Genomic DNA, 26,642 nt, shown 5'->3' on the forward strand with positions numbered 1-26,642 from the left:
CAATGAATTTAGATAAAGAATTTAAGCTTTCGTCCTGGGCCATCAATAATAAAATGACGGTATATGTAATTATCGCCATTATCATGATTGGTGGACTCATGTCTTACTACAATATGCCAAGGGAAACTTTTCCTGAGGTTGTAGAGACTAAGATTTATGTAAGCTCTATTAACCCCGGAAACTCGGCCGAAGATGTAGAAAAATTTATTACCGAACCGCTGGAGGAAGAGTTTAACGATGTTGCCGGAGTAAAAGAAATTTCCTCTTCTACATTTCAGGATTATTCCCTGGTAATTGTTGAGTTTGAAGAAGATGTAGAAGTTGAAAGTGCCAAGACAAAAGTAAAGGACAAGGTAGATATGGTGAAAGCCGAAACTACCTGGCCTACCTTAGATAATGGCGCCAAGGTAGAACCAAACGTGTTTGATCTTAACATTTCAGAAGAAATGCCTATTCTAAACATCAATCTTACCGGAGATTATACCGTTCAGCAATTAAAAGAATATGCCGAATATCTTCAGGAACGTATTGAATTGCTTCCGCAAATAAAAGAAGCCAGTATTCGTGGGGCTGAAGAAATGGAAGTTGAAATCGCAGTAGACATCTATAAAATGACGGCTTCTAAGGTTAGTTTTTCAGATGTAATAAACGCGGTAAGTGCAGAAAACAGAACAATTTCAGGCGGAAATGTTATTAACAGCGGCGTTCAAAAAAATATACGTATAGTTGGAGAAATCGAAGATCCAAAAGAACTTCAAAATGTTGTAGTTAAAACCGATGGGGGCAATATTTTCTTAAAAGATATCGCGAATATTAATTTTAGGGAAAAAGACGCTACCACCTTTGCACGGGAGTACGGTAAACCGGTAGTAATGCTTGATGTAAAAAAGCGTGCCGGTAAGAATATGATCGAGGCCGTAGACCAGATTAAAGAAATTGTAAAGACAGAACAGGAAGAATACCTTCCTGAAAGTCTTGGAATAAGCATTACCAACGACCTTTCTACCAATACCAAGAGTCAGGTAGACGATTTGGTGAACAACATTATTTTTGGGGTAATTCTGGTTGTTTTAGTCTTAATGTTTTTCCTTGGCTTTAGAAATGCCCTGTTTGTAGGAATTGCAATCCCACTATCTATGTTCCTTTCTTACATTATTCTATCCAGTATGGGATACACCCTAAATACCATGGTGCTTTTCGCTCTGGTAATGGGACTTGGAATGCTTGTAGATAACGGTATTGTGGTAGTAGAAAACGTCTATACCTTAATGGACGAGGGAATGCCACGAAAACAGGCGGCCAAGCAAGGTTTAGGAGAAATTGCCTGGCCAATTATAGCTTCAACAGCAACTACATTAGCCGCATTTTTCCCACTAGGACTCTGGCCGGGAATTATAGGAAGTTTTATGGTAATTTTCCCTATTACACTGTCTATAGTCTTAGGTTCATCGCTTTTTGTAGCCCTTATAATTAACTCGATGCTTACTTCTCAGTTTATGAAAACAGAAGAAGGTGAGTTCACTAAGAAAAAACTTATAAGAATAAGCTCTATTCTAGCCGGGTTTGGAGGTTTATTACTCCTAATTGGATTCCTGATAGATGCTGGTGCTTTAAGGGCTTTTGGAAATATATTAATCCTGGCAGCTATCCTGCTTTGGGCTTATAAATATTTTATATCAAAAGGTGTAGATTACTTTCAATATACCGCCCTTAAATGGATGGAGAATATTTATGAAAAAACCCTTAAGTTCTCGCTACGCGGAAAAAAAGCTTATTTAGTTTTCTTCGGAACCCTACTTTTGCTATTCCTTTCTTTTGTATTAATTGCATTGGTACAACCAAAAGTATTGTTCTTTCCTGAAAATGAACCCAACCAGGTAATCACTTATATTGAATACCCTCAGGGAACCGATATTCATAAGACAAATACCCTTACCAAAAAAGTAGAGCAACGCATCTTTGAAGCCATAGAACAATATGAAGATGAAGACGGCTATAACTTTATGGTAGAGTCGGCCATTTCCCAGGTTGGTGAAGGTGCAGGAAACCCACAAACCGATGGTGGGCAGCAAAATGAAATGCCACATAAAGCCAAGGTCACACTCTCTATGCGCGAATTTACTGAACGACGCGGCGTAAGCAGTAGTGAAGTTCTATCTGTAGTTCGGGAAGCAGTACAGGGGTTCCCCGGTGCTTCTATTGTAGTTGAAAAAGATGCAGCCGGCCCACCTACAGGTTACCCAATTAACATGGAACTAAAAGGTGAAGACTATGAGCAAATGCTAATGGAAGCAGAGAACCTGCGAACCTATATTAATGACCTTAGCATTGCAGGGATTGAAGAGTTAAAAATAGATGTAAACAAATCTAAACCCGAGTTAAGCGTAGAAGTAGATCGTAAAAAAGCAGGACAACTTGGAGTTTCTACCTCACAGGTAGGCCAAACGCTGCGACGTGCAATCTACGGGGAAGAGGTTTCAACTTATAAAGACGGTGACGACGATTACGAAATAAACGTAAGATTTGGTGATGAATACCGCTACAATGAAAATGTATTGTTCAATCAACCAGTTACTTTTAAAGACCAGAACACAGGAGAAATAATTCAGGTACCAATTTCATCTTTAGTGAATACCGAGTCTTCTTCTTCTTTTAGTTCTATTAAAAGGAAAGATCTAAAAAGAGTAATCACCCTATACTCTAACGTGCTTCAGGGCTATAACGGCAATGAAATTGTTGGGCAGTTAAAAACAGCACTTAGAAGTTACGATCTTCCAAAAGATATTACCCTGGAGTTTACCGGGGAACAGGAAGAACAGGAAGAAAATATGGCTTTCCTATTAAAAGCCTTATTGATTGCCATGGGTGGTATTCTACTAATTCTTGTAGCCCAATTTAACTCGCTTTCAAAACCAATTATTATTGTTATGGCAGTGGTATTGAGTTTGGTGGGAGTATTTCTTGGTCTAATTATCTTCCAAATGGATTTCATAATCATTATGACAATGATGGGAATTATCTCACTTGCCGGAATTGTGGTAAACAATGCCATTGTTCTAATAGATTACACGCAAATCCTGATAGACCGTAAAAAACGGGAACTAAATATAGATGAAGATGAATTGCTTACCCGTGCACAGTATTTCGACTGTATTGTTAGGGGTGGAAAATCCAGGTTAAGACCAGTATTGCTTACTGCAATCACTACGGTTCTTGGTCTAATTCCATTAGCAGTAGGACTAAATATTGATTTCTTTAGCCTGTTTACAGATTACGACCCCAAAATATTTATTGGTGGTGATAACGTAGTTTTCTGGGGGCCATTGGCCTGGACGGTAATCTTTGGATTGGTGTTTGCCACCTTCCTTACACTGGTAGTAGTTCCGGTTATGTTTTACCTGGTAAATAGAGCCAAGGTAAAAGCCGCCGACAAACGCAAAGCGCGTAAACAAAGAAAACTGGAAGCACAGGCTTAAAAAATAAAAATGGCTGTTTAAAAATTTTAAACAGCCATTTTTTTCAACTAAAAAACTCTATAAACCTATCATCTACTAATTACTCCTAGCTTAGCAAAAAACTAATTTTATTCTACTTTTTACAGGAAGCCCCTTATTTCATTTTCCGTTTCAATTAGCTAGCTTATACTAGCAAACTTATTCCAATAAGTATTAACCAAAACAAGCGGAAATCATGAAAACAAAACATCAATTTACCAGTTTACAAAAAATTTCAATCCTGTTAATATTTTTCTTTTCCTGCGGAATTTTTGCACAGGAAACCTATGAAAATTCAATTTCTTTTTCAAAAAGTGACTCAAACCTGAAATGGAGCCCCTGTCCAGATTTTATGCCTGAAGGTTGTAATATCGCCGTACTACAAGGTAATCCTACCGAAAAGAATACAGACATCTTTTTTAAAGTTCCAGCAAATGCTTATATCCCTGCCCACACTCACACCTCGGCAGAAAGAATGGTTCTTATTGCCGGCGAGTTAGAAGTAACTTATGAAGGGGAGCAACCCCAAACTTTAAAAGAGGGCACGTATGCCTATGGGCCGGCCGGTAAGCCACATTCAGCCAAATGCGGAGATTCTCCCTGCGTTCTTTTTATTGCTTTTGAAGAGCCTATAGATGCTATGCCTATAGAAAAAGAATAGAAGTATGGACACAAAAAAAGCCGCCTAATTTAGACAGCTTTTACACTTATATTATATAGATATCAAGCTCTAGTTCTCAGCTAAAGCCGCATCACTTTTCCAGGTATTTACCCCGGCAATTTGATTATTATCGTAATCTATTTCAGTAAGTTTATCTGAACTCCAAAAAAACCATTTTCCGGTTTTTTTCCCTTCGGTATAATTGGCTAAACTTTGCTTTTTTCCTTCAGTATCATAAGCCACCCATTCTCCATGCAGTTTTCCATTCTTATAAGTTCCCTGCTGTCTTATAGTTCCATCTTCATAAAAAAAAGTTCCTTTAATAAGGTCTCCTTCCTTTTCAAACTTTGGTTCCGGGCCTTCCTGCGCCATAGCAGCTGCACCAATAGTAAAAATGGCAGCCATCAATATGTTTTTTATCTTCTTCATAGCTTTTTTATTTATAATTCTCTCTACGAATATAGCCAAAACTTTACCTTAAAACAACAATCACGTAACATTAATTTAACATTGAAAACAAATATCGTTGTTTTTCAGCGTTTTGCGTTTTGTTTTTAATCAAAAAGTAAACTAACCAAGGGGCAAGCCTCGGGATATTATACCCTTTGGCAATGCCAATAAATTAATGCATAATATTTTCTGAGACTATTATATCGGGAAACCCAATTGAACTTCTTACTTTTGCGCTACTTAAAATTTTAGGAATATTATGTATAGAAGTCATACCTGCGGGGAATTGAACGCAACTTCAATTGGTAAGGAAGTAAAACTTTCTGGCTGGGTGCAGAAAATAAGGGATAAAGGCTTTATGGTTTGGGTAGATTTACGCGACCGCTATGGCATTACCCAACTTATTTTTGATGAAGAACGCTCTTCAAAAGAACTTATGGAGAAGGCACAGGGCCTGGGGCGCGAATTTGTAATCCAGGTTAGCGGAAAAGTGATTGAGCGGGAATCTAAAAATACAAATATTCCAACCGGGGAGATTGAAGTTTTGGTTACTGAGCTTACCATTCTAAATACTTCCCTTACGCCTCCATTTACTATTGAAGAAGACACCGATGGAGGTGAAGACCTTAGAATGAAATACCGCTATCTTGACATAAGAAGAAACCCGGTAAAAAATAAGCTTAAATTTCGTCATAAGGTTGGAATGGAAGTTAGAAATTACCTTTCTAACCAGGATTTTATTGAGGTAGAGACGCCATACCTAATAAAATCTACACCAGAAGGTGCTCGCGATTTCGTGGTACCAAGCAGAATGAACGAAGGGCAATTTTATGCCCTACCCCAATCGCCACAAACCTTTAAGCAATTATTAATGGTTGGGGGAATGGATAAATATTTCCAGATTGTAAAATGTTTTAGGGATGAAGATCTAAGAGCAGACAGACAGCCGGAGTTTACGCAAATTGATTGCGAAATGGCTTTTGTTGAACAGGAAGACATCTTAAACATTTTTGAAGGTTTAACCAGGCATTTATTGAAAGAAATCAACGGTGTGGAAGTTGAAAAATTCCCTAGAATAACCTATGATGAAGCGATGAAAAAATACGGAAACGACAAACCAGACATTAGGTTTGGGATGGAGTTTGCCGAATTGAATAGCCTGGCCAAAAACAAAGGCTTTAATGTTTTTGACCAGCAGGAATTAATTGTGGGTATTGCGGTTCCGGGTGCGGCTTCGTTTACCAGAAAAGAAATAGATAAATTAATATCCTGGGTAAAAAGACCACAGGTAGGGGCCAACGGACTTGTATGGGCAAAATATAATGAAGATGGTACTCTAAAGTCTTCGGTAGATAAGTTTTATTCAGAAGAAGATTTAAAATCCTGGGCAAAGGAAACCGGCGCTAAACCAGGAGACCTTATTTTGGTTATGGCTGGAGACACAGCCAAAACCAGAACGCAGCTTAGTGCATTAAGAATGTATTTGGGTAACGAACTTGGCCTTAGAAAAGCTAATGAGTTTGCACCACTTTGGGTTATAGATTTCCCACTATTGGAATGGGACGAAGAAACAGAGCGTTTTCACGCCATGCACCATCCTTTTACTTCGCCAAAAAAAGAAGATTTCGCTTTATTGGAAACAAAGCCGGGTGAAGTACGTGCCAATGCCTATGATTTAGTTTTAAATGGTAATGAGATTGGTGGAGGTTCTATACGTATTCACGATAAAGAAACTCAGTCTAAAATGTTCGATTATCTTGGTTTCACACCAGAAGAAGCTAAAGCACAATTTGGATTTTTAATGGATGCTTTTCAATATGGTGCTCCTCCTCATGGAGGTATTGCCTTTGGCTTTGACCGTTTGGTTGCCATTCTTGGAGGACAGGAAAGTATCAGGGATTTTATTGCTTTCCCAAAAAACAATAATGGCAGGGATGTAATGATAGATGCTCCGGCAAAACTTGATGAAGCACAATTAAAAGAACTTCATCTTCAAATAAACCAGCAAGTAGAAAGCTAAAAAGAAATTCTTGGAGAATGATTTTAGTTCTAAATCAACTTCCGGGGTATTTAACTATCGAACAAAATAATTATTGATAAAAAATCCCGGTTTCGCACCGGGATTTTTTTATCTTCATTTAAATAATTTTTGAGTGGGGACTAAAGCTACAAAATTGCTAATACGTTTTTCTAAGTGGAGCAATAAACACTTAAGCCATCAGCAATTTCTGATGTTATTAAGTGCCATTATTGGCTTTACAGCCGGATTGGGTGCGGTAGCGATTAAAAACCTTACCCACTTTATACAGCGATTACTTGAAGGAAGCCTTATCGTAAACTACCACCATGCGTTTTACTTTATTTTTCCATTAATTGGCTTAAGCCTTAGCTTGTTTATAGTAAAGGTAGTTCTTAGAAAAAAAATTGGTCACGGCATTCCATCTACTCTCTATGCTATTTCACGCCGAAAAGGAATTATGCGAAGCTTTCAAATGTACGCGTCGCTTATTACCGCCCCATTAACTGTAGGCTTTGGGGGATCTGTTGGTTTAGAAGGTCCTACCGTTGCCACCGGTGCTTCCCTGGGATCTAATATCTCCAGGTTTTTTAAGATGAACCAAAGCTCCCGCACCCTATTAATTGGTTGTGCAGCAGCCGGCGCTATGTCTTCTATCTTTAAGGCACCTATTGCGGCTATTATTTTTGCCATTGAAGTATTTAGTTTAGACCTTACCCTAATCTCCATGGTCCCTTTGTTAATTGCATCGGTCTCAGCAATCCTCACTTCCTATTTTTTCTTTGGCTCTGATATTATTCTACCTTTTGAATTACAGGATAATTTCACGATTTCTGAAGTTCCTTTTTACATCATCCTGGGAGTTCTTGCTGCAGGTTGTTCTATGTATTTCACTCATATTTATTTTAAAATTGCCGATGCTTTTAAAAAAATAGATTCGCTTTTTTTTAGATTATTATTAGGTGGACTTGGCCTGGGATTTCTAATTTATTTAATTCCGCCTCTTTATGGCGAAGGCTATAATGTTATAAACAATTTACTTGCTGAAGACTACATACAAGCACTGGGAACCAATTTCTTTAACGAATACCTGGATAATATTTGGATTGTGATTATCCTACTGGCAGGCCTTGTGATTTTTAAAATCGTTGCTACTTCCTTAACTTTTGGTGCTGGTGGTATTGGTGGTATTTTTGCCCCGGTATTATTTATGGGAAGTGCCATGGGACACTGTTTTGCCTTACTGGTAAATAACATGGGAATATTAAGAAATCCCATCTCGGTAAGTAGCTTTACAATGGTAGGTATGGCCGGGCTTATGGCTGGAGTTTTACACGCCCCACTCACGGCAATTTTCCTTATCGCAGAATTAACCGGTGGCTACGAGCTTTTTGTTCCCTTAATGATCACTGCGGCAATTTCGTTTATGATTACAAACCAGTTTCAACCGCACTCGGTGTACACAATGGAACTTGCAAAACGAGGGGATTTATTAACTCATAATAAAGACCAGGCGGTTTTAACCCTCTTGAATATTCAACAAATTATTGAAAAGAACTTTATAAGTCTAAACATAGACATGAATCTTGGCGATATTATTCATAAAGGTGTAATAAAATCTTCCCGAAATCTTTTTCCTGTTATCGATGAAGATCGTAACTTTCTAGGAATTATACTTTTAGACGACATACGTCCCATAATGTTTGATCAAAAAATGTATAACGAAGTAAAAGTAAGCGATGTAATGCAAAGGGCTCCAACCGTTATAGATCTTAAAAAAGACCGGCCAAAAGATACGATGCGCAAATTTCAGGAAACAAATGCCTGGAATTTACCAGTGGTAGAAGACGGGAAATATGTTGGGTTTATCTCTAAATCTAAGCTACTTACCGCTTACCGCCAAAAATTAATTGAAGTAACCGTTTAATGCTATGAATACCGTTTTAAAGATTTTAGGAATATCGATACTAATTGCCATTGGAGTGGGATTTTATTACCGCACTTTTGAGGATGTTCTCTTAGGAGACCAAATAATTGGTCTTGCTGTTTTGGCGAGTGCATTTATTTTAATGCCCATTTTCCTTTATGTTAGATGGAAAGGAAAACGCCTTAAAGACTACACTCTTACTAAAGAGAACATGGATAAAATGCGAGACAAAGGCATAGATTAAACACTTGTTTTAGAATACTTTCAAAAGAAAAATAGTATTATTGCATTGTCTTCAATAATATTGTACTAACTTTGTTCTCTATTAATTATTTATTTTATTATTACAATGGAAGGTACAGTTAAATTTTTCAATGAGTCTAAAGGATACGGATTCATTACCAACGACGAAACAGGAAGAGATATCTTCGTACACATTACTGGATTAGATGGCGAGAGCTTGAACGAAGGTGATAAAGTTGAGTACGTTGAAGTAGAAGGAAGAAAAGGAGTTAACGCTGCAGAAGTACGCGTTATAGAATAATATATATTATCCTATTTCAAGAACTGGAAAGCCGCTTTATAAGCGGCTTTTTTATGCTTTTTTCTTAAAAAAAGAAAAGCCTTCTATGATACACTAGAAGGTTTGTAAAAATACTATTTTTTAAAATGTGTTCATTTCGAATTTTTTAACTGGCCTGAAACACCGGTAAGCATCTCTTTAACCAGGCTTTGTAAATCAAATTCGTGCTTCCAGTTCCAGTCTTTTCTTGCCTCAGAATCGTTTACACTTGAGGGCCAGGAATCGGCTATTTTCTGTCTAAAATCTGGTTGATATGCTATTTTAAACTCGGGAATTTCCTTCTGAATAGCTTCAGCAAGAATTTTTGGTGTAAAACTTAAAGCCGATAAATTATAAGAAGACCTTACTTTTATTTTTTCTGAAGCTGCTGCCATAATATCTACGGTAGCCTTTATTGCATCGTCCATATACATCATAGGCAGGCCGGCATCTTCAGCCAAAAAAGAAGTATACTCTTTGTTCTTTAGTGCTTCATGAAAAATTTCAATTGCATAATCGGTAGTTCCACCCCCGGGAAGGGTTTTATAGCTTATAATTCCCGGATAACGTATACTTCTTACATCTACGCCGTATTTATCATGATAATATTCGCACCAACGTTCTCCGGTTTGCTTACTGATACCGTACACCGTAGAAGGCTCCATAATGGTAGTTTGCGGGGTATCGTTTTTAGGAGTAGTCGGACCAAAAACTGCTATACTTGAGGGCCAAAATACCTTTTCAATCTTTTTATCCTTAGCGAAATTCAAAATATGAAAAAGCGAATCCATATTAAGGTTCCAGGCCTTCATTGGGGCCTTTTCTGCGGTAGCACTTAACATAGCAGCCATTAAGTAGACTTCACTAATATTATATGTGTCTATCAAAGCTTCAATTTTTGCAGCGTCGGTTGCATTGGCAAGCTCAAACGGGCCAGAACTCATCAGCTCTTCATTTCCTTCTCTAATATCACTCGCCACCACCTGATCATTTCCATAAAGATCCCGTAATTTCAGCGTTAATTCGGTTCCAATTTGTCCGCAAGCACCAATAATTAAAATTTTTCCGGCCATGGTATTCATTTTTCCGCAAATATATTTAAATACATAGAGGTATTCGTAAAAAAACTTCTGAAACCTTCACTTCTATTAGACAATTTTCATGTATTTAGTTTTATCAGCATAAATTCTATGAAAACTGAAGTAATTTAGACTAACTTTGTGTTTATATGAAAAAACTGGTTTTTATATCAATAATTCTCTTTTGGTCTTGTACCGAAAAGTCTTCTAATAAAGACAATTTCAATACGAAATTAGACTCTATAACCTTAAAGCAACCTATAAAAACCACTAACCAGGAAATAGTTTTACTTCCTGAAGCCAGGGAGCAAGCCATAAAGTGGTTGGCTTATATCGCTGCACAAAATGAAGTAGACCAATTAAAAAACTATAACCTGCAACAAACCATTGAAAGCTCTAAACCTATCTCGCAGGTTATGGGATCCCTTGTCTCCAGCATTCCAGATTCACTAAATTCTAATGCAGTAAGTGCCCGCGCCAATGTGTTGGCCACCAAAGCAAAGGTTTTGGAGCAACTCTCCCATCGTAGACATTTAGACGCAGAAGCAATTGCCGAAGTTGCAGGGGAAATCCCGGAAGAATTTAATAATTTTAAAATTCAGCTAAATGAACTTTTTCTGAAAACCCTGGAGGATTTTGAAGAAGAACTGGATGAATTTAAAGCCGAAAGAGATACCATTTCTACTCCTGCCGATTCTATCTCTATAGAATAAATTACCTTGTGGTAAGCCAGCGAAGTATTAAAAGAAAAGGTTTTTTATATCGAGGCAGGCCCCGGAACATAAAATTTAATTACCGAAAAAATTAAAAAGTATTAGCATGAAAAAGATTGCAGTAATTATTTTCCTGTTTTTCAGTATAACTGGTTTTGCACAAGACAAATCTAAAATAGACCATGTATTAACACAATGGCATAAAGCGGCGGCAGAAGCTAATTTTCAGGATTATTTTGATTTAATGACCAAAGACGGTGTTTTTATAGGCACAGATGCAACAGAAAACTGGCAAAATAAAGATTTTAGGGAATTTTCTAAACCTTATTTTGACCGCGGAAAAGCCTGGAGTTTTAAAACTTTAGAACGAAATATCTATACCGAAGAAAATGCTAAAACTGCCTGGTTTGATGAATTATTAATTACCCAAATGGGCATTTGTCGTGGCTCGGGCGTGCTTCAAAAAACAGCAAATGGTTGGAAAATTGCCCACTATGTGCTTTCAATCACCATCCCTAATGAAAATGTTGCCGAAATAACCCAACTTAAAAAAGAATTTGACCAAAAGCTTATAGAAGAAAAACAATAAGCTAACTACTTCTTACAATATCTGGATTCACTCTAGATAAATTAATAATAATCAGCTACATATATCAATTTATTGTTCGTTATTATATATGCTACTTTTTAGTATTTTAGCCAAAGAATTTATAATAATTTAAACCACACATGAAAAAAATAACCAAAGTAATGTTGCTTTCGGTTTTGGGGACTGCTACGCTTAGCAGTTGTCAGGATAACGAAAAGGAGCAATCTAAAAAAGAAGAAGTTCACGGTATTAACCTTGCTTACATGGATACCACCGTTGCACCTCAAGACGACTTTTTTAAGTATGTAAACGGGAAATGGGTAGATGCTACCGAAATCCCATCAGACCAGACTACCTGGGGAAGTTTTATGGAGCTTCGTGAGCGAACCGATGAAGATGCCATGGCTATCCTTGAAGGTGCTTCTAAAAACGATAGTTTAGACCATTCCAGCGACCAGGCTAAGGCGGTTTATCTTTACAATACCATTATGGACACCCTTGCCAGAAACGAAAAAGGCGTGGAACCGGTAAAACCATATTTGGAAAAAGTAGACGCAATAAATAACAAAGAAGATTTACAGGAGTTCCTTAGCGAAATGCAACAATATGGTGGCGCCGGATTTTTCTCTTTTGGGGTAAGTTCAGATGCTAAAAATAGTAATATGAATGCAGCATATATCTATCCTTCAGGTTTAGGATTACCAGATCGTGACTACTATGTAGCCGATGATGCAGATTCTAAAGAAAAAAGGGAAAAATACAAGCAGCATATTACCAGGATGCTTCAGTATATAGATTACTCTAAAGAAGAAGCTGCTAATGCTGCAGCACGAATCCTGGCCTTTGAAACCAAGCTTGCAGAACCCAGGCTGGATAAAGTAGAACGTCGCGATGCCCGTAAAACTTACAATCCAAAAACGCTAGCCGAGCTTCAAAATATGGTTCCTGCTTTTAAGTGGAATACCTATTTTGAAAAAATTGGTGCAAAAAATTTAGATACCATTATAGTTTCACAACCTGAATATATGAAATCACTACAAGAAGTGATTGCTAAAAATGAGGTTGAAGACTGGAAAGATTATTTAAAATGGAGCATTTTTAATGATGCCGCCGGAACCCTTTCTACAGATATTGAAACTGCAAACTGGGAATTCTACAGTAAAACCCTAAGAGGAGCACAGGAACAACGCCCACGTGACGAGCGGGCTTTACAAACCGTAAACAGAACACTTGGAGAGGCCTTGGGCAAACTTTATGTAGAAGAACATTTTCCGGCTGAAGCTAAAGAAAAAGCTCAGGAAATGATAGCTAACCTTATCAAAGCTTACGAAAACAGGATTGATAACTTAAGCTGGATGGGCGAAGAGACTAAGAAAAAAGCCAAAGAAAAACTGGGAACTACCACTATTAAAGTTGGATATCCCGACGAGTGGGAAGATTATAGCAAGCTGGAGATTGTAAATACTGAAGAAGGTGGGTCGTATTTCCAAAATATGATGAACTCAAGCAAATGGAGAGTTGCCAAAAACATGGCAGAACTAGGCCAACCGGTAGATAAAAGCAAATGGTTTATGCCACCACAAACCGTAAATGCATATTACAACCCAAGTTACAACGAAATTGTATTCCCGGCAGCTATTTTACAACCACCTTTTTACGATTATAAAGCCGATGCCGCTGTAAACTACGGTGGAATTGGAGCGGTAATTGGCCACGAAATATCTCACGGATTTGATGATAGTGGTGCTCGTTTTGATGCTGAAGGAAACCTAAACAACTGGTGGACAGATGAAGACTTAAAACAATTTGAAGCACTTGGCAAAGACCTTGCAGATCAATACAGCAGCATTGAAGTATTGGATAGTGTTTATATAAACGGACAGTTTACCCTGGGTGAAAATATTGGAGACCTTGGCGGCGTGAATGCTGCTTATGATGGGCTACAAATTCATTTAGAAGAACATGGAAATCCTGGAAAAATAGATGGTTACACACCAGAACAGCGTTTCTTTATGTCCTGGGCCACCGTTTGGCGAACAAAAATGCGAGACGAAGCTCTAAAAAACAAAATTAAAACAGATCCTCATTCTCCGGGAATGTACCGTGCTTATGTACCGCTACAGAATATAGATGCTTTTTATACTGCTTTCGATATTAAAGAAGGAGATAAAATGTATGTAGCCCCGGAAGAGCGGGTGAAGATTTGGTAATTAAACTTCTTTAAAAGAAAATCTATAAAAATATAGACCTCCCAGGTTTCAAAAACCTGGGAGGTCTTTTTATTTAGATCAAGTTGGCTCACCCAAAATGTAGAAAAGCATCTTCCAAATGTTCAACCTTTATTCCGGCTTTATTTTTAATGATAGCGATAATATCAAAGCGAGTGTCCAGTTCTAATTGATGATCATTTAAAAAGAAATCGGCAGCTTTTACCAGCTGCCGAATTTGTTTAGGCTTTACAAAACTTTGTGGGTCCCCAAAATCGGGTGTGCTTCTTGTCTTCACTTCCACTACTACCAGAACCTCATCCTTCCGGGCTAAAATGTCTATTTCCGCTTTGTCATAAACATAATTTCTAGCCAAAATTTCATATCCCTTTTTCAAAAGAAGTTCTTCAGCAAGGCGTTCACCCAATTCCCCCAAAGCATTATGCTGAGCCATATGTGAATTTAAAATTTTACAGGGGCTTTCAGCCTGGGGGTTTCCCTGTAAAAAGCACCTAGTTCATAAGCATAATACTTGAGACCTTTAAATCCATTTTCTTTACTTCCTCTTCGTTCACTTCAATAATGCTGTCTTTATAGTATTTATTTGGCATATCAACGTTTGGAGCAAGAAACACCCTTAAATTAGAGTCTTCTAATTTTCCATCATTCCAAAGTACTGCTCCTCCATAATCCCAGCCAAACCCATAAAAAGAGATTTTTTGGCCATTAAGTTCATTTAAAGCATCATAAGAAGTTCCAATTTCAATTCCCTGTGCAGATTTCCATCTTCCCTTTCCTGAAAAGCGAATATCGAAAATTTCCTCTCGCTTTTCACTTTTCCAGCTAATATGCAACTCATCGGTAGTTTCCGGGTACATTATGGTATAGGCTCTCTCTACGGTCCCTTCTTCAAACATCCCGCTATCTTCATAGAAATTAGCGTCCGGATAATTATTTATCAAATCTTCGGCGCTATATCCTGTAAGGTTTTCTACTACAAATTTATCTTTAGAGGCTTTATGCTTAGAACTTCCACAAGCCGCTAAACTCAGCACAAAAATTAGTAAGCTTAATTTTTTCATTGGTTAGTTATTAGAAATAGTTTTAAAAGGCTAAAATCAGAAACATTTGTGGCAGTCATGCTGTGTTTTACAAGAATTTAACGCGTATTTTTATGGAGTTGCTTACCTTTGCTGCCTCAATAAATTTTAAGATAAATGAACAATACTCCACAGCGATACACTATTACCGCAGCATTACCATACACCAACGGCCCTATTCACATTGGCCATCTTGCCGGTGTTTATGTTCCAGCCGATATTTATGCCCGATACTTACGAATGCAGGGTAATGATGTGGCTTTTGTATGTGGAAGTGATGAGCACGGAGTACCTATTACCATAAAAGCAAAAAAAGAAGGTGTTAGCCCGCAGGATATTGTAGATAAGTATGATGGTATCATCAGCAAATCTTTTGAAGATTTTGGAGTTTCATTTAATAATTATTCCAGAACTTCTGCAAAGGTACATCACGACACTGCTTCTGCATTTTTTAAAAAAATGTATGAAGCCGGAAAGTTCGTAGAAGAAACCACTCAACAACTTTACGATGAAAAGGCAGGCCAATTCCTGGCCGATAGATTTGTAACGGGAACCTGTCCTAAATGTGGAAACGAGGAAGCCTATGGCGACCAGTGTGAAAGCTGCGGAACCTCATTAAACGCTACAGACCTAATTAATCCAAAATCGGCCATTACTGGTGAAGTTCCTACCTTAAAAGAAACCCGTCACTGGTTTTTACCACTGGACCAATACCAGGAGTGGCTAGACGAATGGATTGTAAAAGGCCATGCCCACGATTGGAAAAGCAATGTGCATGGGCAGGTAAAATCATGGTTAAACGATGGTTTACGCGCAAGAGCGGTAACCCGAGACCTCGACTGGGGGATTCCGGTACCGGTAGAAGGCGGGGAAGGCAAAGTACTTTACGTTTGGTTTGATGCACCCATTGGTTATATTTCTTCTACCAAAGAATGGGCCGAGCGCGAAGGCAAAGACTGGGAACCTTATTGGAAAGACGAAAACACCAAACTAATTCATTTTATAGGAAAAGATAATATAGTATTTCACTGTATAATTTTTCCAACCATGCTTAAAGCTCACGGAGAATATATTTTGCCTGAAAACGTTCCTGCAAACGAATTCCTTAATCTGGAAGGAAAAAAGCTTTCTACCTCCAAAAATTGGGCGGTTTGGTTACACGAGTATTTAGAAGAATTCCCTAATCAACAGGATGTGTTGCGTTATGTTCTAACTGCAAATGCACCTGAAGCCAAGGATAATGATTTTACCTGGAAAGATTTTCAGGCAAGAAACAATAATGAATTGGTGGCTATTTTCGGTAATTTTATCAATCGTGTTATTGTATTAACCAATAAATATTACTCGGGCATTGTTCCAAAGCCAAATAATTATACGGAAGTAGATGAGCAAACCATTGCCGAACTAAAGGCCTATCCTGCCGTTATAGCAAGTTCTATTGAAAAATACCGTTTCCGTGAAGCGCAGGGCGAATTAATGAATTTAGCTCGTTTAGGAAATAAATACCTGGCCGATGAAGAGCCCTGGAAATTGATTAAAACCGATGAAGAACGTGTAAAAACCATTATGTATGTGGCCTTACAAATCGCTTCGGCTTTAGCCACCTTAAGCGAACCGTTTTTACCGTTTACTTCGGCAAAACTTCAAAAAATGCTGAATTTTACCGATGCTGAAAGCAAGCTTTCTGCAAAGGAACATTCACAATGGGATAAAATAGCCACACGGGATTCTTTACTTCCCGCAGGTCATCAAATCGATAAAGCGCAATTACTTTTCAGTAAAATAGAAGACGCACAAATACAACAACAATTGGATAAACTGGAAGCAACAAAAACAGCCAATGCTGCCGAAAACAAAGCAATAGAGCCGCAGAAAAAAACCGCTACTTTTGAGGATTTCACCAAAATGGATTTACGTGTGGGCACTATTATAGAGGCCCATAAAATGCCAAAAACCAAAAAATTAATGGTGATAAAAGTAGATACGGGCTTAGATCAAAGAACAGTGGTTTCCGGAATCGCCGAGCATTATAAAGCTGAAGAAATTATTGGTAAAAAGGTAACTGTTTTAGCCAATTTGGCACCTAGAAAACTACGTGGTGTAGAAAGCCAGGGAATGATTTTAATGACCGAAAATGCAGCCGGAAAATTGGTTTTTGTAAATCCGGATGAAGATGGGGTTGAGCCGGGAACTACGATAAATTAATACTTACCCCAAAATGCATTCGGATTGACTAAATTCATCAAACATTAAATAATTATGAAGAAAATTTCTCTCTTTTTACTTATTCTTTTTCAGTTTTCATATGCACAAGAAAGAGTATTAGAATTTAAAACAGAGCTTAACCAAAATTCAGAGGTATTTAATATTGTAGATGAAGAGAATGATAACCTTGCATTATTCACTCTTAAAGGAAGAAAAATCGAGGCGCTTTTATTTGATAACAATTTTAAAAAAATTGGCCATATAAAGCCTTTAAAAATTCCTAATAAATTCGACATTTTCTCTGGATATATTATCAAGGATAAGGAAGTGAGCCTTTTTTTATCCAATACAACTAAAACTAAATTTTCGAAAATAGTTTTTCATTTTGATTCCGGAGAAACTAATTTCACAGAATTAGAAATTAGATTAAAAGAAGAAAGGTTTTTAGGAAGTATAAATTACAAAAACAGTTTTTTTATTTTCTCTCTTCCTAATAGCTCTGAAGCCATTAAGTTATATAAATATACAAAAGACAACTCTCCTTCTACCACCCTAATAGATTTTAGCGAAAGTAACTACCTCAACGAGAATAATAGACCAATAAAATTCAATGATCTTTTCACATCTTATGAGGGATTCTCAAAAATCACTGACATTGGTATAATGCAGGAGGGACAACCCAATAGTATTGAAGAAGCTTCCAAAAACGTAAAGATCTTAAAACAAGAAAATCAGCTTTTGGTTAACCTCGATAAAAATCATTATTTCACCTATCTTTTACAAATAAATTTAGATGAATTGACTGGTGATATAAGTAGGATTGCCAAACCACGTTTTGGAAAAGAGATGAATCATAAAGCTTCGAACAGCTTTGTTTTAGATCATAACATATATCAGGTAATTACAACTAAAGATGCTCTGAAGTTTCACATTGTAAATCTTAAAAACAACTCTGTTTTAAACTCCCATGAAGTTAGTAAGGGTGAAGAGATTTACTTTAAGAATACTCCTATAGTTCAAGAAGGAGGTATGTATACATCATATCGTGAATATGAAAAAACAGCCAAATTTATCCGAAAAATGAAAAATCTACCTATTGCCATAACTGCTAGAAAAAAGGGCGAGGTATATCAAATAAATCTAGGAAGCTCACTAGAGGTCAAAAGTAATCCTGCCATGGGCATGGGCATGATGGGTGGTGCCTTAGGTGGAGGAATGGCAAGTGCCATGACTATAGGGTTTAACCCAATGTTAACCGGATATATTTCTTATGGCTATAGTAGAACAGTGGAAATTAATGGTTTATTTGATAAAAATTATAAACACATTGAAGGCGATATAGAACCAAATATTTTTAATAAAATTAAAAAAGTTTCTGAAAAATATGGAAATATATTCGCCGAAACGATTTTTGAAAAAAACGGAAATTATTACTGGGGCGGTTATAACAATTTTGCTAGTGTTTATAATATTTACAAAATATAATTTTCAACCACGCAATGCAGGTAAATATGGCCATTGGGAATGATTAGAAAGTTAGTTCATGCTCAAAATCGCTTACCATCCCATCTATAAACATCCTTTACCCGAAGGCCATCGTTTCCCGATGGAGAAATATGAGCTTCTACCCAGACAGTTGCTTCACGAAGGAACCTGTAGCGAAGACAACTTTTTTGAACCGGGATTCCCCGAAGAAAAATATATTCTAAATGTTCACGATAAAGATTACTTTGAACGATTATGCAACTTAAATCTTAGTAAAAAAGAAATTAGAAGAAGCGGCTTCCCACTGTCTGAAGCTTTGGTAAAACGGGAAATGATTATTGCCGATGGGACCATGAAAGCTGTTCATTACTCTTTAGAAAATGGAATCTCTTTTAATATTGCCGGTGGTACCCACCACGCTTATACCAATCGTGCAGAAGCTTTTTGCCTGCTAAACGACCAGGCAATTGCCGCCAGGTACCTTCAGCATAAAAAATTAGCTGATAAAATTCTTATCGTAGACCTGGACGTTCATCAGGGAAACGGTACAGCCGAAATTTTTCAGGATGACCCTTCGGTTTTTACTTTTTCTATGCACGGAAAAGGCAATTATCCCTTCAAGAAAGAGAAGTCAGACCTCGACATTGAAGTACCGGACGGTAGTAGCGACGACAATTACTTAAAACTATTAAAAGAAACTTTACCCGGTTTAATTGAAAAACAGAAACCAGATTTCATCTTTTACCTAAGCGGCGTAGATATTTTAGAAACCGATAAGCTAGGCCGACTTTCCTGCACTGTAAATGGCTGTAAAGAAAGAGACAGGTTTGTTTTAGAAACCTGCCACGATCTAAATATTCCCGTGCAATGCAGTATGGGCGGCGGCTACTCTAAAGAAATAAGAGTGATTATAGAAGCTCACGCCAATACCTATCGCCTGGCCCACGAGATCTATTTTTGACCTAACAGCAACAACTCATTGCAAACAATTTCAGTAATATAGCGTTTATTGCCATCTTTGTCGTCCCAACTCCGGTTGGTAAGCTTTCCCTCTATCCCAACTTCTTTACCTTTACCTACATATTTTTCTACTAACTCGGCAGTTTTACCCCAGGCTATAATGTTATGCCATTGGGTATCGGTAATGCGCTCCCCATTTCCATTTTTGTAATTCTCGTTAGTCGCAACCGAGAATTTCGCGAGCTTTTTGCCCGAATCAAGATTTACGATTTCAGGTTCCTTTCCTACATTCCCGATCAATTGTACTTTGTTTCTAATAGTGCTCATAACATATTCATTTAAAAAGCTGAAAATCGTTGGTTCATTTCAACAGCACAAACATATATCTTAAAACAAATTCTAATCGTCTGGTAATTATTTATTTACGTTTAAAGACGCTTGTAAACGTTTGTAAATGATTAAATAGTAAATTTAGATTAATCATAATAGGTTATAGAAATTATTTTTTGCCCAGAGTTGTGATTCTCAAATTGAAAGCTTTTATTAGAGGAAAAAGATGCTACAAGAAGAGCCCAAAGTTTGGTATGCCTGTTATGGTTCCAATTTACTAAAAGAACGTTTTAGCTGCTATATTAGTGGCGGCAAACCTGCAAATGCTAAGCGTGTTTATCCCGGTTGCACTAATAAAACACTTCCTGAAAAATCTAAAAGTATTAGTATTAGCGGTGAACTTTATTTCGCTAAATCTTCAAAAACCTGGAGTGGAGGCGGTGCCGGATTTATAAAACCCGACTTTAATCAAAATATTAAAACCCTGGGCAGGATGTACCTCATTACCCAACAACAATTTGTGGATTTGGTGCAACAGGAAATAAAATTTGAAGGCGATTTTGATATAGATCTGAAACAAGTAATTAAAAATGCTAGCCTGGATATGAAAAATAACTCCTGGTACGGGAAAATTATTTACCTGGGGGAGGAAGAAAACTGCCCTATTTTTACCTTCACCAATGAAGAATACTTAAAAGATGAAATCAATTCTCCGCACGAATTCTATTTAAAAATTATTATTGAAGGCCTAAAAGAAACCTACTGTATGACCAATACAGAAATTGAAAATTATTTAAAAACTAAAGAAGGAATTAAAGGCTTCCCCATTGAAACCAGATTACAGCAACTCATAAAAGCCTAAAGGATTTTTATTGCAAAAGTCTAGACACCAGAGTGGTTAAAAATCTCACTTATCGTATAAATAACAAACCTTTTGTTTCAAACCTGAAGTAATTTAAAAGCAATTATATTTTTATAGCGCTATAACTGTAGGGAACCTTATCTTTGTAAGTCCCGTAAGTCTTTGATTTTTAATAAAAAAGCATCTGGTTTAAATCAAATTGTATGTCATTAGAAAAACTGAATGTTCCGCTTAAAGAAGCTTTGGAAAGACTAAAAATTGAAAAGCTGCTTCCTTTTCAAAAGCAAATTTTACCCAAAATTAAAAGTGGAAGGGATTTATTTATCGTAGCTCCAGAGGGTTCGGGAAAAACAACGGCACTTGTAATTAGTACCATTCAGAAATTAGATAGTGCGGCATTTGAAGATGCTCCAAGAGCATTGATTTTTGTGCAGGACAAAGAGGCTGCCCTTGCTTTGGAGAAAGAATTCGACAAATTCACTAAATATATGGATTTGCGTGTATATAGTGCCTACGATGCTCCAGACATCAGTAAACAAAAAGATGATATTTATGCCGGTGTTGATATTGTTATTGCTACTCCTAAAAAGCTATTCAAGCTTTTTAAAATCACCGGTATTAATGTAAGTCAGTTAAAAGTTCTTGCCGTAGAAAACGCCGAATTTTTAACTAAGAACAGTGATTATAACGATCTAATTAGAATTCCCCAGCATATTTCAAGATGTCAATATTTGGTTTTTGCATCCAATATGAGTCCAAAAATAGAACGCTTAAAAGATTCTTTTATGGCTCGTGCAGAAACGCTTAGGCTTAAGGTATAATAGTTATTTTGTATTTTAGAATATGCGAAAATTTATAAGCTGCTATATTCTAATTTTCTTCAGCGTGAGTTTACACGCCCAGGATCTTTCTAAACACCAATGGAAAGACCGTCTCATTTTAATTATTGCTTCAAAAAACAACCAAAAATTTCAACAACAATATAAAGAACTTCAAAAAGAGCCTGAGGGCTTAAAAGAACGAAAACTGGTGATTTACCAAATTCTACCCGAAAAATATAAAACTGGCTTTAAGGAGAAAAACTGGAAAAAATCAACCGAACTCTTTGAAGCATATAATGGTAAAAAAAGTGATTTTCGGGTATTGCTTATTGGTTTAGACGGCGGTAAAAAACTGGATCAAACTAAAATGCTTTCAGCAAAAAAACTCTTCAATATTATAGATAGTATGCCCATGCGCCAGGCAGAAATACAAAAAAACGAACAGTAAACTACCTCGGGGGCGGCACCAATAAAAAACCTTAAAAAACTGAATTTCAGAATTTAATAAGGTTTTTCTTATATTTAATGTAAACTAACTATCTTGAAATAGGCTTAGAGAGAATTTACTCAAAGGTTTAAATCTCGATTATCAAGCTAATATGCAAAAATCCTGTTTGGAATGTGGCGAAAAAATGGTGGGGCGTGTAGATAAAAAATTCTGCAGCGATTACTGCCGCAATTCCTATCATAATAACCGCAACAAAGACAGGAAAAACCTTGTAAGGAATGTAAACAACCAACTGCGTAAAAATTACCGCATTTTAGAGGAATTTAATCCAAACGAAAAAACCACGATTCGTAAAAATAAATTACTATCTCGTGGTTTTAGTTTTGAATATATTACCAGTATTTATACTACAAAAACAGGAAAAGTCTATTATTTTGTGTACAATCAGGGCTATCTCCCTTTAGAAAACGACGTTTATGCGTTGGTAAAACGCAATTAAACCTGGTGCCAATTATTTCCTTTTAATTTTACTGCTGCCCGCAAAACATCACTCTGACTAATTTGTCCAACAAGCTTTCCGTTTTCTACAATGGGAAAACGTCTAAAACGCTTTTCAATAAAGAGTTTGGCCGCATCCATAACATTCATGTTTCCCTCAATGGTTTCTACATTGCAAGTCATTCGCTTTCCAACCGTAGCATCATCTAAAGGCATATTGTAATATCGGCTGTCAGAAATTTGTTTCATGCAATCTCCTTCAGAAATAAGACCCAATAACCTATTATTATCGTCTACAACACACCCACCAGAGATCTTATGCTTGGTAAGTTTTTCGGCAACATCCATAATATTCTCATGCTCCTTAAAAGTTATAAGCGAAGTACTCATATAATCCCTAACCAACATAGGCGCGCTTTTCGGTTTTTCCGGCGCTGCCCTTTTTCCCTGAAAACTTTTAATACCCATAGCCCAATTTTTTGATTACTAATAACTTAAATATAGGTAAAATTTAATTATTTTGAAAGCTTACTTAGCAGTGCTACAATTCCTTAAAATCTTAAGTATCTTTAAACCCTGTGAAATCTTTTGTTCTTTTCTGAATTATGCTGAAAAATATACCTCGTTTTTTCTCATTTATTTTTATTGCTGTTGCAATTTGGTTTAGTTTTTACAGCAGCCAGCCAAAAACTATTGAAGCTGAAGACGCTCTAGAAAACACGTTTTCAACCCAAAGCGCTTTTAAACATGTTGAAGCAATAGCCCAAAAACCACATTACGTAGGAACCGCATCACATAGTCGTGTTAGAAACTATATTGTGTCCCGCCTACAGGAAATGGGTTTACAGGCGCAAACCCATGAAGATTATACCCTTAATAAACATGGCGTATTGGTTCGCCCTCAAAATATCATGGCCCGTATAGAAGGCAACGGAAACGGTGAGGCTTTAGTGATTATGACGCATTATGATAGTAATCCGCATTCTTCATTGGGAGCCAGCGATGCCGGCAGCGGTGTGGGAACAATTTTAGAGGGAATACGCGCTTTTTTAACCGAAAACCCAAGCCATAAAAACGATATTATCATCCTATTTACCGATGCCGAAGAATTAGGTTTAAATGGTGCCGAACTTTTTATAAAAGACCATCCCTGGGCTAAAGATGCAAAACTTGCCCTTAATTTTGAAGCTCGTGGTAGTGGAGGCGATTCCTTTATGTTCCTGGAAACCAACACGGGTAACGCCGGGCTCATAAAAGCTTTTAAAGAAGCTAATCCCAAATTTCCCGTTACCAATTCCCTGGTCTACAGCGTTTATAAAATGTTGCCTAACGATACAGATCTAACGGTTTTACGTGAACAAGGCAATATCCCAGGATATAATTTCGCATTTATAGACGATCATTTTGATTATCATACCGCAACAGACACTCCCAAAAATTTAGATAAAGAAAGCCTGGCACACCAGGGCAGCTACCTTATGCCATTGCTTCAGTATTTCAAAGATGCCAATTTGAATGAAGTTAAATCGCAGAAAGAAGTATTGTTCTTTAATCTTCCTGGCGGGGAAATTATCAGTTATCCATTTTCATGGATTTTCCCAATGCTTATTCTGGCTTTTATCTTATTTTTTGGTCTCTTGGCTTATGGTGTTTCTCAAAACAAACTTGATTTTAAAGAGATTGCAAAGAGTAGTATTCCTTTTATTGTAAGCCTTGTCTTCTCTGGCCTATTGGTTTTTCTTTTTTGGAAGCTTCTCCTCTACAGCTATCCGGAATATTCAGAGATGGAACATGGCTTCACCTATAACGGGTATTATTATATCGCTGCATTTGTTTCACTAAGTTTATTGATTGCCTTTTTTAGCTATTTTCGATTTCGACATATAGAAAACAAGGCAAATCTATTTGTTATCCCCCTATTCTTCTGGCTACTGCTTTGTACTTTACTCGCTTTCTTTTTAAAAGGTGCGGCCTATTTTATTATCCCCGGCCTATTTGCCTTGTTACAATTTTTTATTATGCTACGGCAAGAATCGCCTAACTCATTATTGATGGCTTTCTTAAGCCTTCCGGCTATCTTTATTTTGGCACCTTTTATAAAAATGTTCCCGGTAGCTTTAGGCTTAAAAATCTTATTTGTTTCGGCTTTGCTTAGCGTATTATTGTTCCAACTTTTATTGCCGGTTTTCACCTATTTTAAGAGTAATAAAAAAATTGCGGTATTCTTCTTTCTTCTGTTTAATATCCTTTTAATTACCGCTCATTTTAAAGCCGATTTCACCAAAGAACATCCAAAACCCAATTCCCTAGTGTATCTTTTTGATGCCGATAAGGATAAAACCAATTGGTATTCATACGATAAAATGCCCGATGAATGGACGGCTTTATACTTTGGAAAAGAGCCTTTAATTGCTCCTTCCGAAAACAACACATTTAGCAGTAAATACAAGTCAAATTTCACCTGGCGTAACAGTGCACCAAAAATTAAACTGAAATCGCCCGGCATAATTTGGAAACAAACCGATTCTACCCCGGCCTTTAACTCCTATTCCCTAAAAATAGCTACCAACCGCAATGCCGGGAGAATAGAACTCTTTGCTGATAGGGAAACAGATTTTGAAAGTTTTAAGGTAAACGGGCTTGAAGCTGATTCGGTGGCACTTGGCAATAATAAATTTCATATTCATACCCGAAGATGGCACAACCGGATTTTAACTTATCACGTTTCAGGCAGGGATACTTTACAATTGGAATTCAGTTTAAAGAAGGATAAAAAACCTCAATTTACACTTTACGAGTCTAGCTACGATTTAATTGAAAATGAAGCTTTAAATGTAAAACCAAGGCCAGAGACTATGATTCCGAGACCCTTTGTACTAAATGATGCTGTAATTTTTAAGAAAACCATAAGTCCTGAGTAGAATTTGGTTTTGTAGCTTTGGGTTAAGTGGTTTTTTGCCCCGAATACACGAATATTTTTTAAGATCATTAAAATTGTTTAAATATTTTCCAGGTTTCGTCAAGCTAAACTTGCCCGTGTGTTTAGGTGGGCTTGTTTCAGCTTCTAACATGTTCTTAGTTTAAAACAAATTAGATCCTGAAAATAATTCAGGATGACGTTCCATCAATCTTCAAATAGCCTATCAAGAGAACTATTAATTATGAATATATCTATACTAGGAACCGGTTGGCTGGGATTGCCACTAGCAAAAAAACTAAAAGAAGAGCATACTGTAAAAGGCTCGGTAACCGGCAGGGAAAAAATGCAAAAGCTACGGGAAGCCGGGATTACACCTTATCAGATTAAAATTTTTACAGAAGGTATCCAGGGAGACCTTACTTCTTTCCTTGCCCATTCTGAAATTTTAATTATTGATATTCCGCCGGGATTACGCAGCGATCCCAAAGCCGATTTCGTAGGAAAAATTGGGCGAATCATTGATTATATTGAAAAATCTCCTATTGAAAAAGTGCTTTTTGTAAGCTCTACTTCAGTTTATAAAGATGAAGAAGATATACCGGAATATACCGAGGAAAATGAAGCCAACGGAATTTCAGAAGCGGCGAAACAACTAATTTCTTCTGAAAAAATGGTATTAAAAAATAAGCATTTTCAAACCACCGTTATTCGGTTTGGGGGTTTAATTGGCCCGGGAAGGCATCCTGTAAATTTTCTTGCAAATAAAACCGGCATTAAAAACCCAAAGGCACCTGTAAATCTTATTCAACAGATAGATTGTATTGAAATTATAAACCAGATCATCAAAAAAGAAGCCTGGGGAAAGATCTTTAACGCCGCCTACCCCTATCATCCCACCAAAGAAGATTATTACACGAAAACCGCAAAGGAAAAGAATTTAAATATTCCCGACTTTGACCAAAATGGAATTTCTAAAGGAAAAAAGATTAGCTCGGTAAATTTGAAGGAAGTTTTAGATTATGAGTTTAAGGGAACTATTTAACAGCATAGATTGCGAAAACAAGTTCAGAATGTGGGAAGTTCTTAACCACCCCGGCCTATCGGCCACCCCTCCTTAAAAAGAAGGGGAGCTTAAATTAAAAATTTGGGCAAAAAACAGGTCTATGATTAAAATAAAATATCGTCGATGAAACAGGGTCCAAATAAAGAAAACTAAAGCTCCTTCCCTTTCTAAGGGAAGGTGGAATTCCGCAGGAATTACGGAAGGGTTCCAACCACCCCGGCCTATCGGCCACCCCTCCTTAGAAAGGAGGG

Annotated in this window: 24 protein-coding genes; 18 read left to right on the top strand and 6 right to left on the bottom strand. The window is 37.0% G+C overall.

The features are described 5' to 3' along the window. Window positions 1–2 precede the first annotated feature (2 nt). Window positions 3–3,476 carry an efflux RND transporter permease subunit gene (locus I6U50_RS11760; RefSeq protein ID WP_198638967.1) on the top strand — a complete coding sequence of 1,158 codons (3,474 nt, stop codon included), beginning with the start codon at window positions 3–5 and terminating at the stop codon, window positions 3,474–3,476. Between the two features lie 214 nt (window positions 3,477–3,690). Continuing rightward, complete coding sequence (locus I6U50_RS11765) at window positions 3,691–4,155, top strand: cupin domain-containing protein (RefSeq protein WP_198638968.1); 465 nt, start codon at window positions 3,691–3,693, stop codon at window positions 4,153–4,155. Window positions 4,156–4,224: 69 nt separating this feature from the next. On the opposite strand, the gene I6U50_RS11770 is transcribed toward I6U50_RS11765, so the two are convergent. Next, complete coding sequence (locus I6U50_RS11770) at window positions 4,225–4,584, bottom strand: toxin-antitoxin system YwqK family antitoxin (RefSeq protein WP_193710119.1); 360 nt, start codon at window positions 4,582–4,584, stop codon at window positions 4,225–4,227. A gap of 280 nt (window positions 4,585–4,864) precedes the next feature. Here I6U50_RS11770 and aspS point away from each other — a divergent pair, with 280 nt between their 5' ends. From aspS to I6U50_RS11790, 4 genes are all read left to right on the top strand, one after another. After that, window positions 4,865–6,625, top strand: a complete 1,761-nt coding sequence (gene aspS, locus I6U50_RS11775) for an aspartate--tRNA ligase (RefSeq protein ID WP_198638969.1) — start codon at window positions 4,865–4,867, stop codon at window positions 6,623–6,625. Between the two features lie 211 nt (window positions 6,626–6,836). Next, window positions 6,837–8,549, top strand: coding sequence for a chloride channel protein (locus I6U50_RS11780; protein WP_198639028.1), 1,713 nt, complete (start codon window positions 6,837–6,839; stop codon window positions 8,547–8,549). 4 nt (window positions 8,550–8,553) lie between these two features. After that, window positions 8,554–8,793: a hypothetical protein gene (locus I6U50_RS11785; protein WP_198627991.1), complete on the top strand. Its 240-nt coding sequence runs from the start codon at window positions 8,554–8,556 to the stop codon at window positions 8,791–8,793. Between the two features lie 105 nt (window positions 8,794–8,898). Beyond that, a complete protein-coding gene (locus I6U50_RS11790; RefSeq protein WP_037318850.1) occupies window positions 8,899–9,093 on the top strand; it encodes a cold-shock protein in 195 nt (64 codons plus the stop codon). Window positions 9,094–9,224: 131 nt separating this feature from the next. Here the strand turns inward: I6U50_RS11790 and I6U50_RS11795 are convergent, their stop codons facing one another. Further along, window positions 9,225–10,184, bottom strand: coding sequence for an NAD-dependent epimerase/dehydratase family protein (locus I6U50_RS11795; RefSeq protein WP_198638970.1), 960 nt, complete (start codon window positions 10,182–10,184; stop codon window positions 9,225–9,227). A 155-nt stretch (window positions 10,185–10,339) separates the two neighbouring features. On the opposite strand from I6U50_RS11795, the gene I6U50_RS11800 reads away from it, so the two are divergent. The 3 genes from I6U50_RS11800 to I6U50_RS11810 all read left to right on the top strand — a co-directional run bounded on the left by I6U50_RS11800 (window position 10,340) and on the right by I6U50_RS11810 (window position 13,702). Next, entirely contained in the window at window positions 10,340–10,903 is a 564-nt protein-coding gene (locus I6U50_RS11800) for a hypothetical protein (RefSeq protein ID WP_198638971.1), read from the top strand. A 106-nt stretch (window positions 10,904–11,009) separates the two neighbouring features. Beyond that, on the top strand, window positions 11,010–11,492 hold the full coding sequence (locus I6U50_RS11805; RefSeq protein ID WP_198638972.1) for a nuclear transport factor 2 family protein: 483 nt from the start codon (window positions 11,010–11,012) through the stop codon (window positions 11,490–11,492). Between the two features lie 140 nt (window positions 11,493–11,632). Beyond that, window positions 11,633–13,702 (top strand): M13 family metallopeptidase, encoded by a 2,070-nt coding sequence (locus I6U50_RS11810; protein WP_198638973.1) that lies wholly within the window; start codon window positions 11,633–11,635, stop codon window positions 13,700–13,702. Window positions 13,703–13,790: 88 nt separating this feature from the next. On the opposite strand, the gene I6U50_RS11815 is transcribed toward I6U50_RS11810, so the two are convergent. Both I6U50_RS11815 and I6U50_RS11820 read right to left on the bottom strand, forming a co-directional pair. After that, entirely contained in the window at window positions 13,791–14,153 is a 363-nt protein-coding gene (locus tag I6U50_RS11815) for a YraN family protein (protein WP_198638974.1), read from the bottom strand. Window positions 14,154–14,211: 58 nt separating this feature from the next. Then, complete coding sequence (locus I6U50_RS11820) at window positions 14,212–14,781, bottom strand: hypothetical protein (RefSeq protein WP_193710106.1); 570 nt, start codon at window positions 14,779–14,781, stop codon at window positions 14,212–14,214. A gap of 135 nt (window positions 14,782–14,916) precedes the next feature. Between I6U50_RS11820 and metG the strand changes: the two genes are divergently transcribed. From metG to I6U50_RS11835, 3 genes are read left to right on the top strand one after another with little or no spacing between them, the layout of a single operon-like run. Beyond that, window positions 14,917–17,004 (top strand): methionine--tRNA ligase, encoded by a 2,088-nt coding sequence (gene metG / locus I6U50_RS11825; RefSeq protein WP_198638975.1) that lies wholly within the window; start codon window positions 14,917–14,919, stop codon window positions 17,002–17,004. 54 nt (window positions 17,005–17,058) lie between these two features. Continuing rightward, on the top strand, window positions 17,059–18,489 hold the full coding sequence (locus I6U50_RS11830; protein WP_198638976.1) for a hypothetical protein: 1,431 nt from the start codon (window positions 17,059–17,061) through the stop codon (window positions 18,487–18,489). A 58-nt stretch (window positions 18,490–18,547) separates the two neighbouring features. Further along, the gene (locus tag I6U50_RS11835) at window positions 18,548–19,450 is read left to right on the top strand and encodes a histone deacetylase family protein (RefSeq protein WP_198638977.1); all 903 of its coding nucleotides are present in this window, start codon (window positions 18,548–18,550) and stop codon (window positions 19,448–19,450) included. On the opposite strand, the gene I6U50_RS11840 is transcribed toward I6U50_RS11835, so the two are convergent. Then, window positions 19,441–19,776 (bottom strand): single-stranded DNA-binding protein, encoded by a 336-nt coding sequence (locus I6U50_RS11840; RefSeq protein ID WP_198638978.1) that lies wholly within the window; start codon window positions 19,774–19,776, stop codon window positions 19,441–19,443. The two genes, I6U50_RS11835 and I6U50_RS11840, sit on opposite strands and share 10 nt — an antisense overlap. A 229-nt stretch (window positions 19,777–20,005) precedes the next feature. Between I6U50_RS11840 and I6U50_RS11845 the strand changes: the two genes are divergently transcribed. From I6U50_RS11845 to I6U50_RS11860, 4 genes are all read left to right on the top strand, one after another. Continuing rightward, the gene (locus I6U50_RS11845) at window positions 20,006–20,641 is read left to right on the top strand and encodes a hypothetical protein (RefSeq protein WP_198638979.1); all 636 of its coding nucleotides are present in this window, start codon (window positions 20,006–20,008) and stop codon (window positions 20,639–20,641) included. Between the two features lie 203 nt (window positions 20,642–20,844). Continuing rightward, the gene (locus tag I6U50_RS11850; RefSeq protein ID WP_198638980.1) at window positions 20,845–21,462 is read left to right on the top strand and encodes a DEAD/DEAH box helicase; all 618 of its coding nucleotides are present in this window, start codon (window positions 20,845–20,847) and stop codon (window positions 21,460–21,462) included. Window positions 21,463–21,484: 22 nt separating this feature from the next. Further along, complete coding sequence (locus I6U50_RS11855; protein WP_227740299.1) at window positions 21,485–21,910, top strand: DUF4174 domain-containing protein; 426 nt, start codon at window positions 21,485–21,487, stop codon at window positions 21,908–21,910. Window positions 21,911–22,061: 151 nt separating this feature from the next. Further along, window positions 22,062–22,409, top strand: a complete 348-nt coding sequence (locus I6U50_RS11860; RefSeq protein WP_193710097.1) for a hypothetical protein — start codon at window positions 22,062–22,064, stop codon at window positions 22,407–22,409. Here I6U50_RS11860 and I6U50_RS11865 read toward each other — a convergent pair. Then, a complete protein-coding gene (locus I6U50_RS11865) occupies window positions 22,406–22,876 on the bottom strand; it encodes a CBS domain-containing protein (RefSeq protein ID WP_198638981.1) in 471 nt (156 codons plus the stop codon). The genes I6U50_RS11860 and I6U50_RS11865 overlap by 4 nt on opposite strands. 137 nt (window positions 22,877–23,013) lie before the next feature. Between I6U50_RS11865 and I6U50_RS11870 the strand changes: the two genes are divergently transcribed. Next, window positions 23,014–25,329 (top strand): M28 family peptidase, encoded by a 2,316-nt coding sequence (locus I6U50_RS11870; protein WP_198638982.1) that lies wholly within the window; start codon window positions 23,014–23,016, stop codon window positions 25,327–25,329. Window positions 25,330–25,569: 240 nt separating this feature from the next. After that, on the top strand, window positions 25,570–26,370 hold the full coding sequence (locus I6U50_RS11875; protein WP_198638983.1) for an NAD(P)H-binding protein: 801 nt from the start codon (window positions 25,570–25,572) through the stop codon (window positions 26,368–26,370). The last annotated feature ends 272 nt before the right edge of the window (window positions 26,371–26,642 follow it).

It is taken from the genome of Salegentibacter maritimus (assembly GCF_016236975.1).
GTDB lineage: Bacteria > Bacteroidota > Bacteroidia > Flavobacteriales > Flavobacteriaceae > Salegentibacter > Salegentibacter maritimus.

Excerpts from the sequence above, each read along its gene's own strand:
- I6U50_RS11760 (WP_198638967.1), top strand. The coding sequence starts at position 3 with ATGAATTTAGATAAAGAATTTAAGCTTTCGTCCTGGGCCATCAATAAT.
- I6U50_RS11765 (WP_198638968.1), top strand. The coding sequence starts at position 3,691 with ATGAAAACAAAACATCAATTTACCAGTTTACAAAAAATTTCAATCCTG.
- I6U50_RS11770 (WP_193710119.1), bottom strand. The coding sequence starts at position 4,584 with ATGAAGAAGATAAAAAACATATTGATGGCTGCCATTTTTACTATTGGT.
- aspS (WP_198638969.1), top strand. The coding sequence starts at position 4,865 with ATGTATAGAAGTCATACCTGCGGGGAATTGAACGCAACTTCAATTGGT.
- I6U50_RS11780 (WP_198639028.1), top strand. The coding sequence starts at position 6,837 with ATGTTATTAAGTGCCATTATTGGCTTTACAGCCGGATTGGGTGCGGTA.
- I6U50_RS11785 (WP_198627991.1), top strand. The coding sequence starts at position 8,554 with ATGAATACCGTTTTAAAGATTTTAGGAATATCGATACTAATTGCCATT.
- I6U50_RS11790 (WP_037318850.1), top strand. The coding sequence starts at position 8,899 with ATGGAAGGTACAGTTAAATTTTTCAATGAGTCTAAAGGATACGGATTC.
- I6U50_RS11795 (WP_198638970.1), bottom strand. The coding sequence starts at position 10,184 with ATGGCCGGAAAAATTTTAATTATTGGTGCTTGCGGACAAATTGGAACC.
- I6U50_RS11800 (WP_198638971.1), top strand. The coding sequence starts at position 10,340 with ATGAAAAAACTGGTTTTTATATCAATAATTCTCTTTTGGTCTTGTACC.
- I6U50_RS11805 (WP_198638972.1), top strand. The coding sequence starts at position 11,010 with ATGAAAAAGATTGCAGTAATTATTTTCCTGTTTTTCAGTATAACTGGT.
- I6U50_RS11810 (WP_198638973.1), top strand. The coding sequence starts at position 11,633 with ATGAAAAAAATAACCAAAGTAATGTTGCTTTCGGTTTTGGGGACTGCT.
- I6U50_RS11815 (WP_198638974.1), bottom strand. The coding sequence starts at position 14,153 with ATGGCTCAGCATAATGCTTTGGGGGAATTGGGTGAACGCCTTGCTGAA.
- I6U50_RS11820 (WP_193710106.1), bottom strand. The coding sequence starts at position 14,781 with ATGAAAAAATTAAGCTTACTAATTTTTGTGCTGAGTTTAGCGGCTTGT.
- metG (WP_198638975.1), top strand. The coding sequence starts at position 14,917 with ATGAACAATACTCCACAGCGATACACTATTACCGCAGCATTACCATAC.
- I6U50_RS11830 (WP_198638976.1), top strand. The coding sequence starts at position 17,059 with ATGAAGAAAATTTCTCTCTTTTTACTTATTCTTTTTCAGTTTTCATAT.
- I6U50_RS11835 (WP_198638977.1), top strand. The coding sequence starts at position 18,548 with ATGCTCAAAATCGCTTACCATCCCATCTATAAACATCCTTTACCCGAA.
- I6U50_RS11840 (WP_198638978.1), bottom strand. The coding sequence starts at position 19,776 with ATGAGCACTATTAGAAACAAAGTACAATTGATCGGGAATGTAGGAAAG.
- I6U50_RS11845 (WP_198638979.1), top strand. The coding sequence starts at position 20,006 with ATGCTACAAGAAGAGCCCAAAGTTTGGTATGCCTGTTATGGTTCCAAT.
- I6U50_RS11850 (WP_198638980.1), top strand. The coding sequence starts at position 20,845 with ATGTCATTAGAAAAACTGAATGTTCCGCTTAAAGAAGCTTTGGAAAGA.
- I6U50_RS11855 (WP_227740299.1), top strand. The coding sequence starts at position 21,485 with ATGCGAAAATTTATAAGCTGCTATATTCTAATTTTCTTCAGCGTGAGT.
- I6U50_RS11860 (WP_193710097.1), top strand. The coding sequence starts at position 22,062 with ATGCAAAAATCCTGTTTGGAATGTGGCGAAAAAATGGTGGGGCGTGTA.
- I6U50_RS11865 (WP_198638981.1), bottom strand. The coding sequence starts at position 22,876 with ATGGGTATTAAAAGTTTTCAGGGAAAAAGGGCAGCGCCGGAAAAACCG.
- I6U50_RS11870 (WP_198638982.1), top strand. The coding sequence starts at position 23,014 with ATGCTGAAAAATATACCTCGTTTTTTCTCATTTATTTTTATTGCTGTT.
- I6U50_RS11875 (WP_198638983.1), top strand. The coding sequence starts at position 25,570 with ATGAATATATCTATACTAGGAACCGGTTGGCTGGGATTGCCACTAGCA.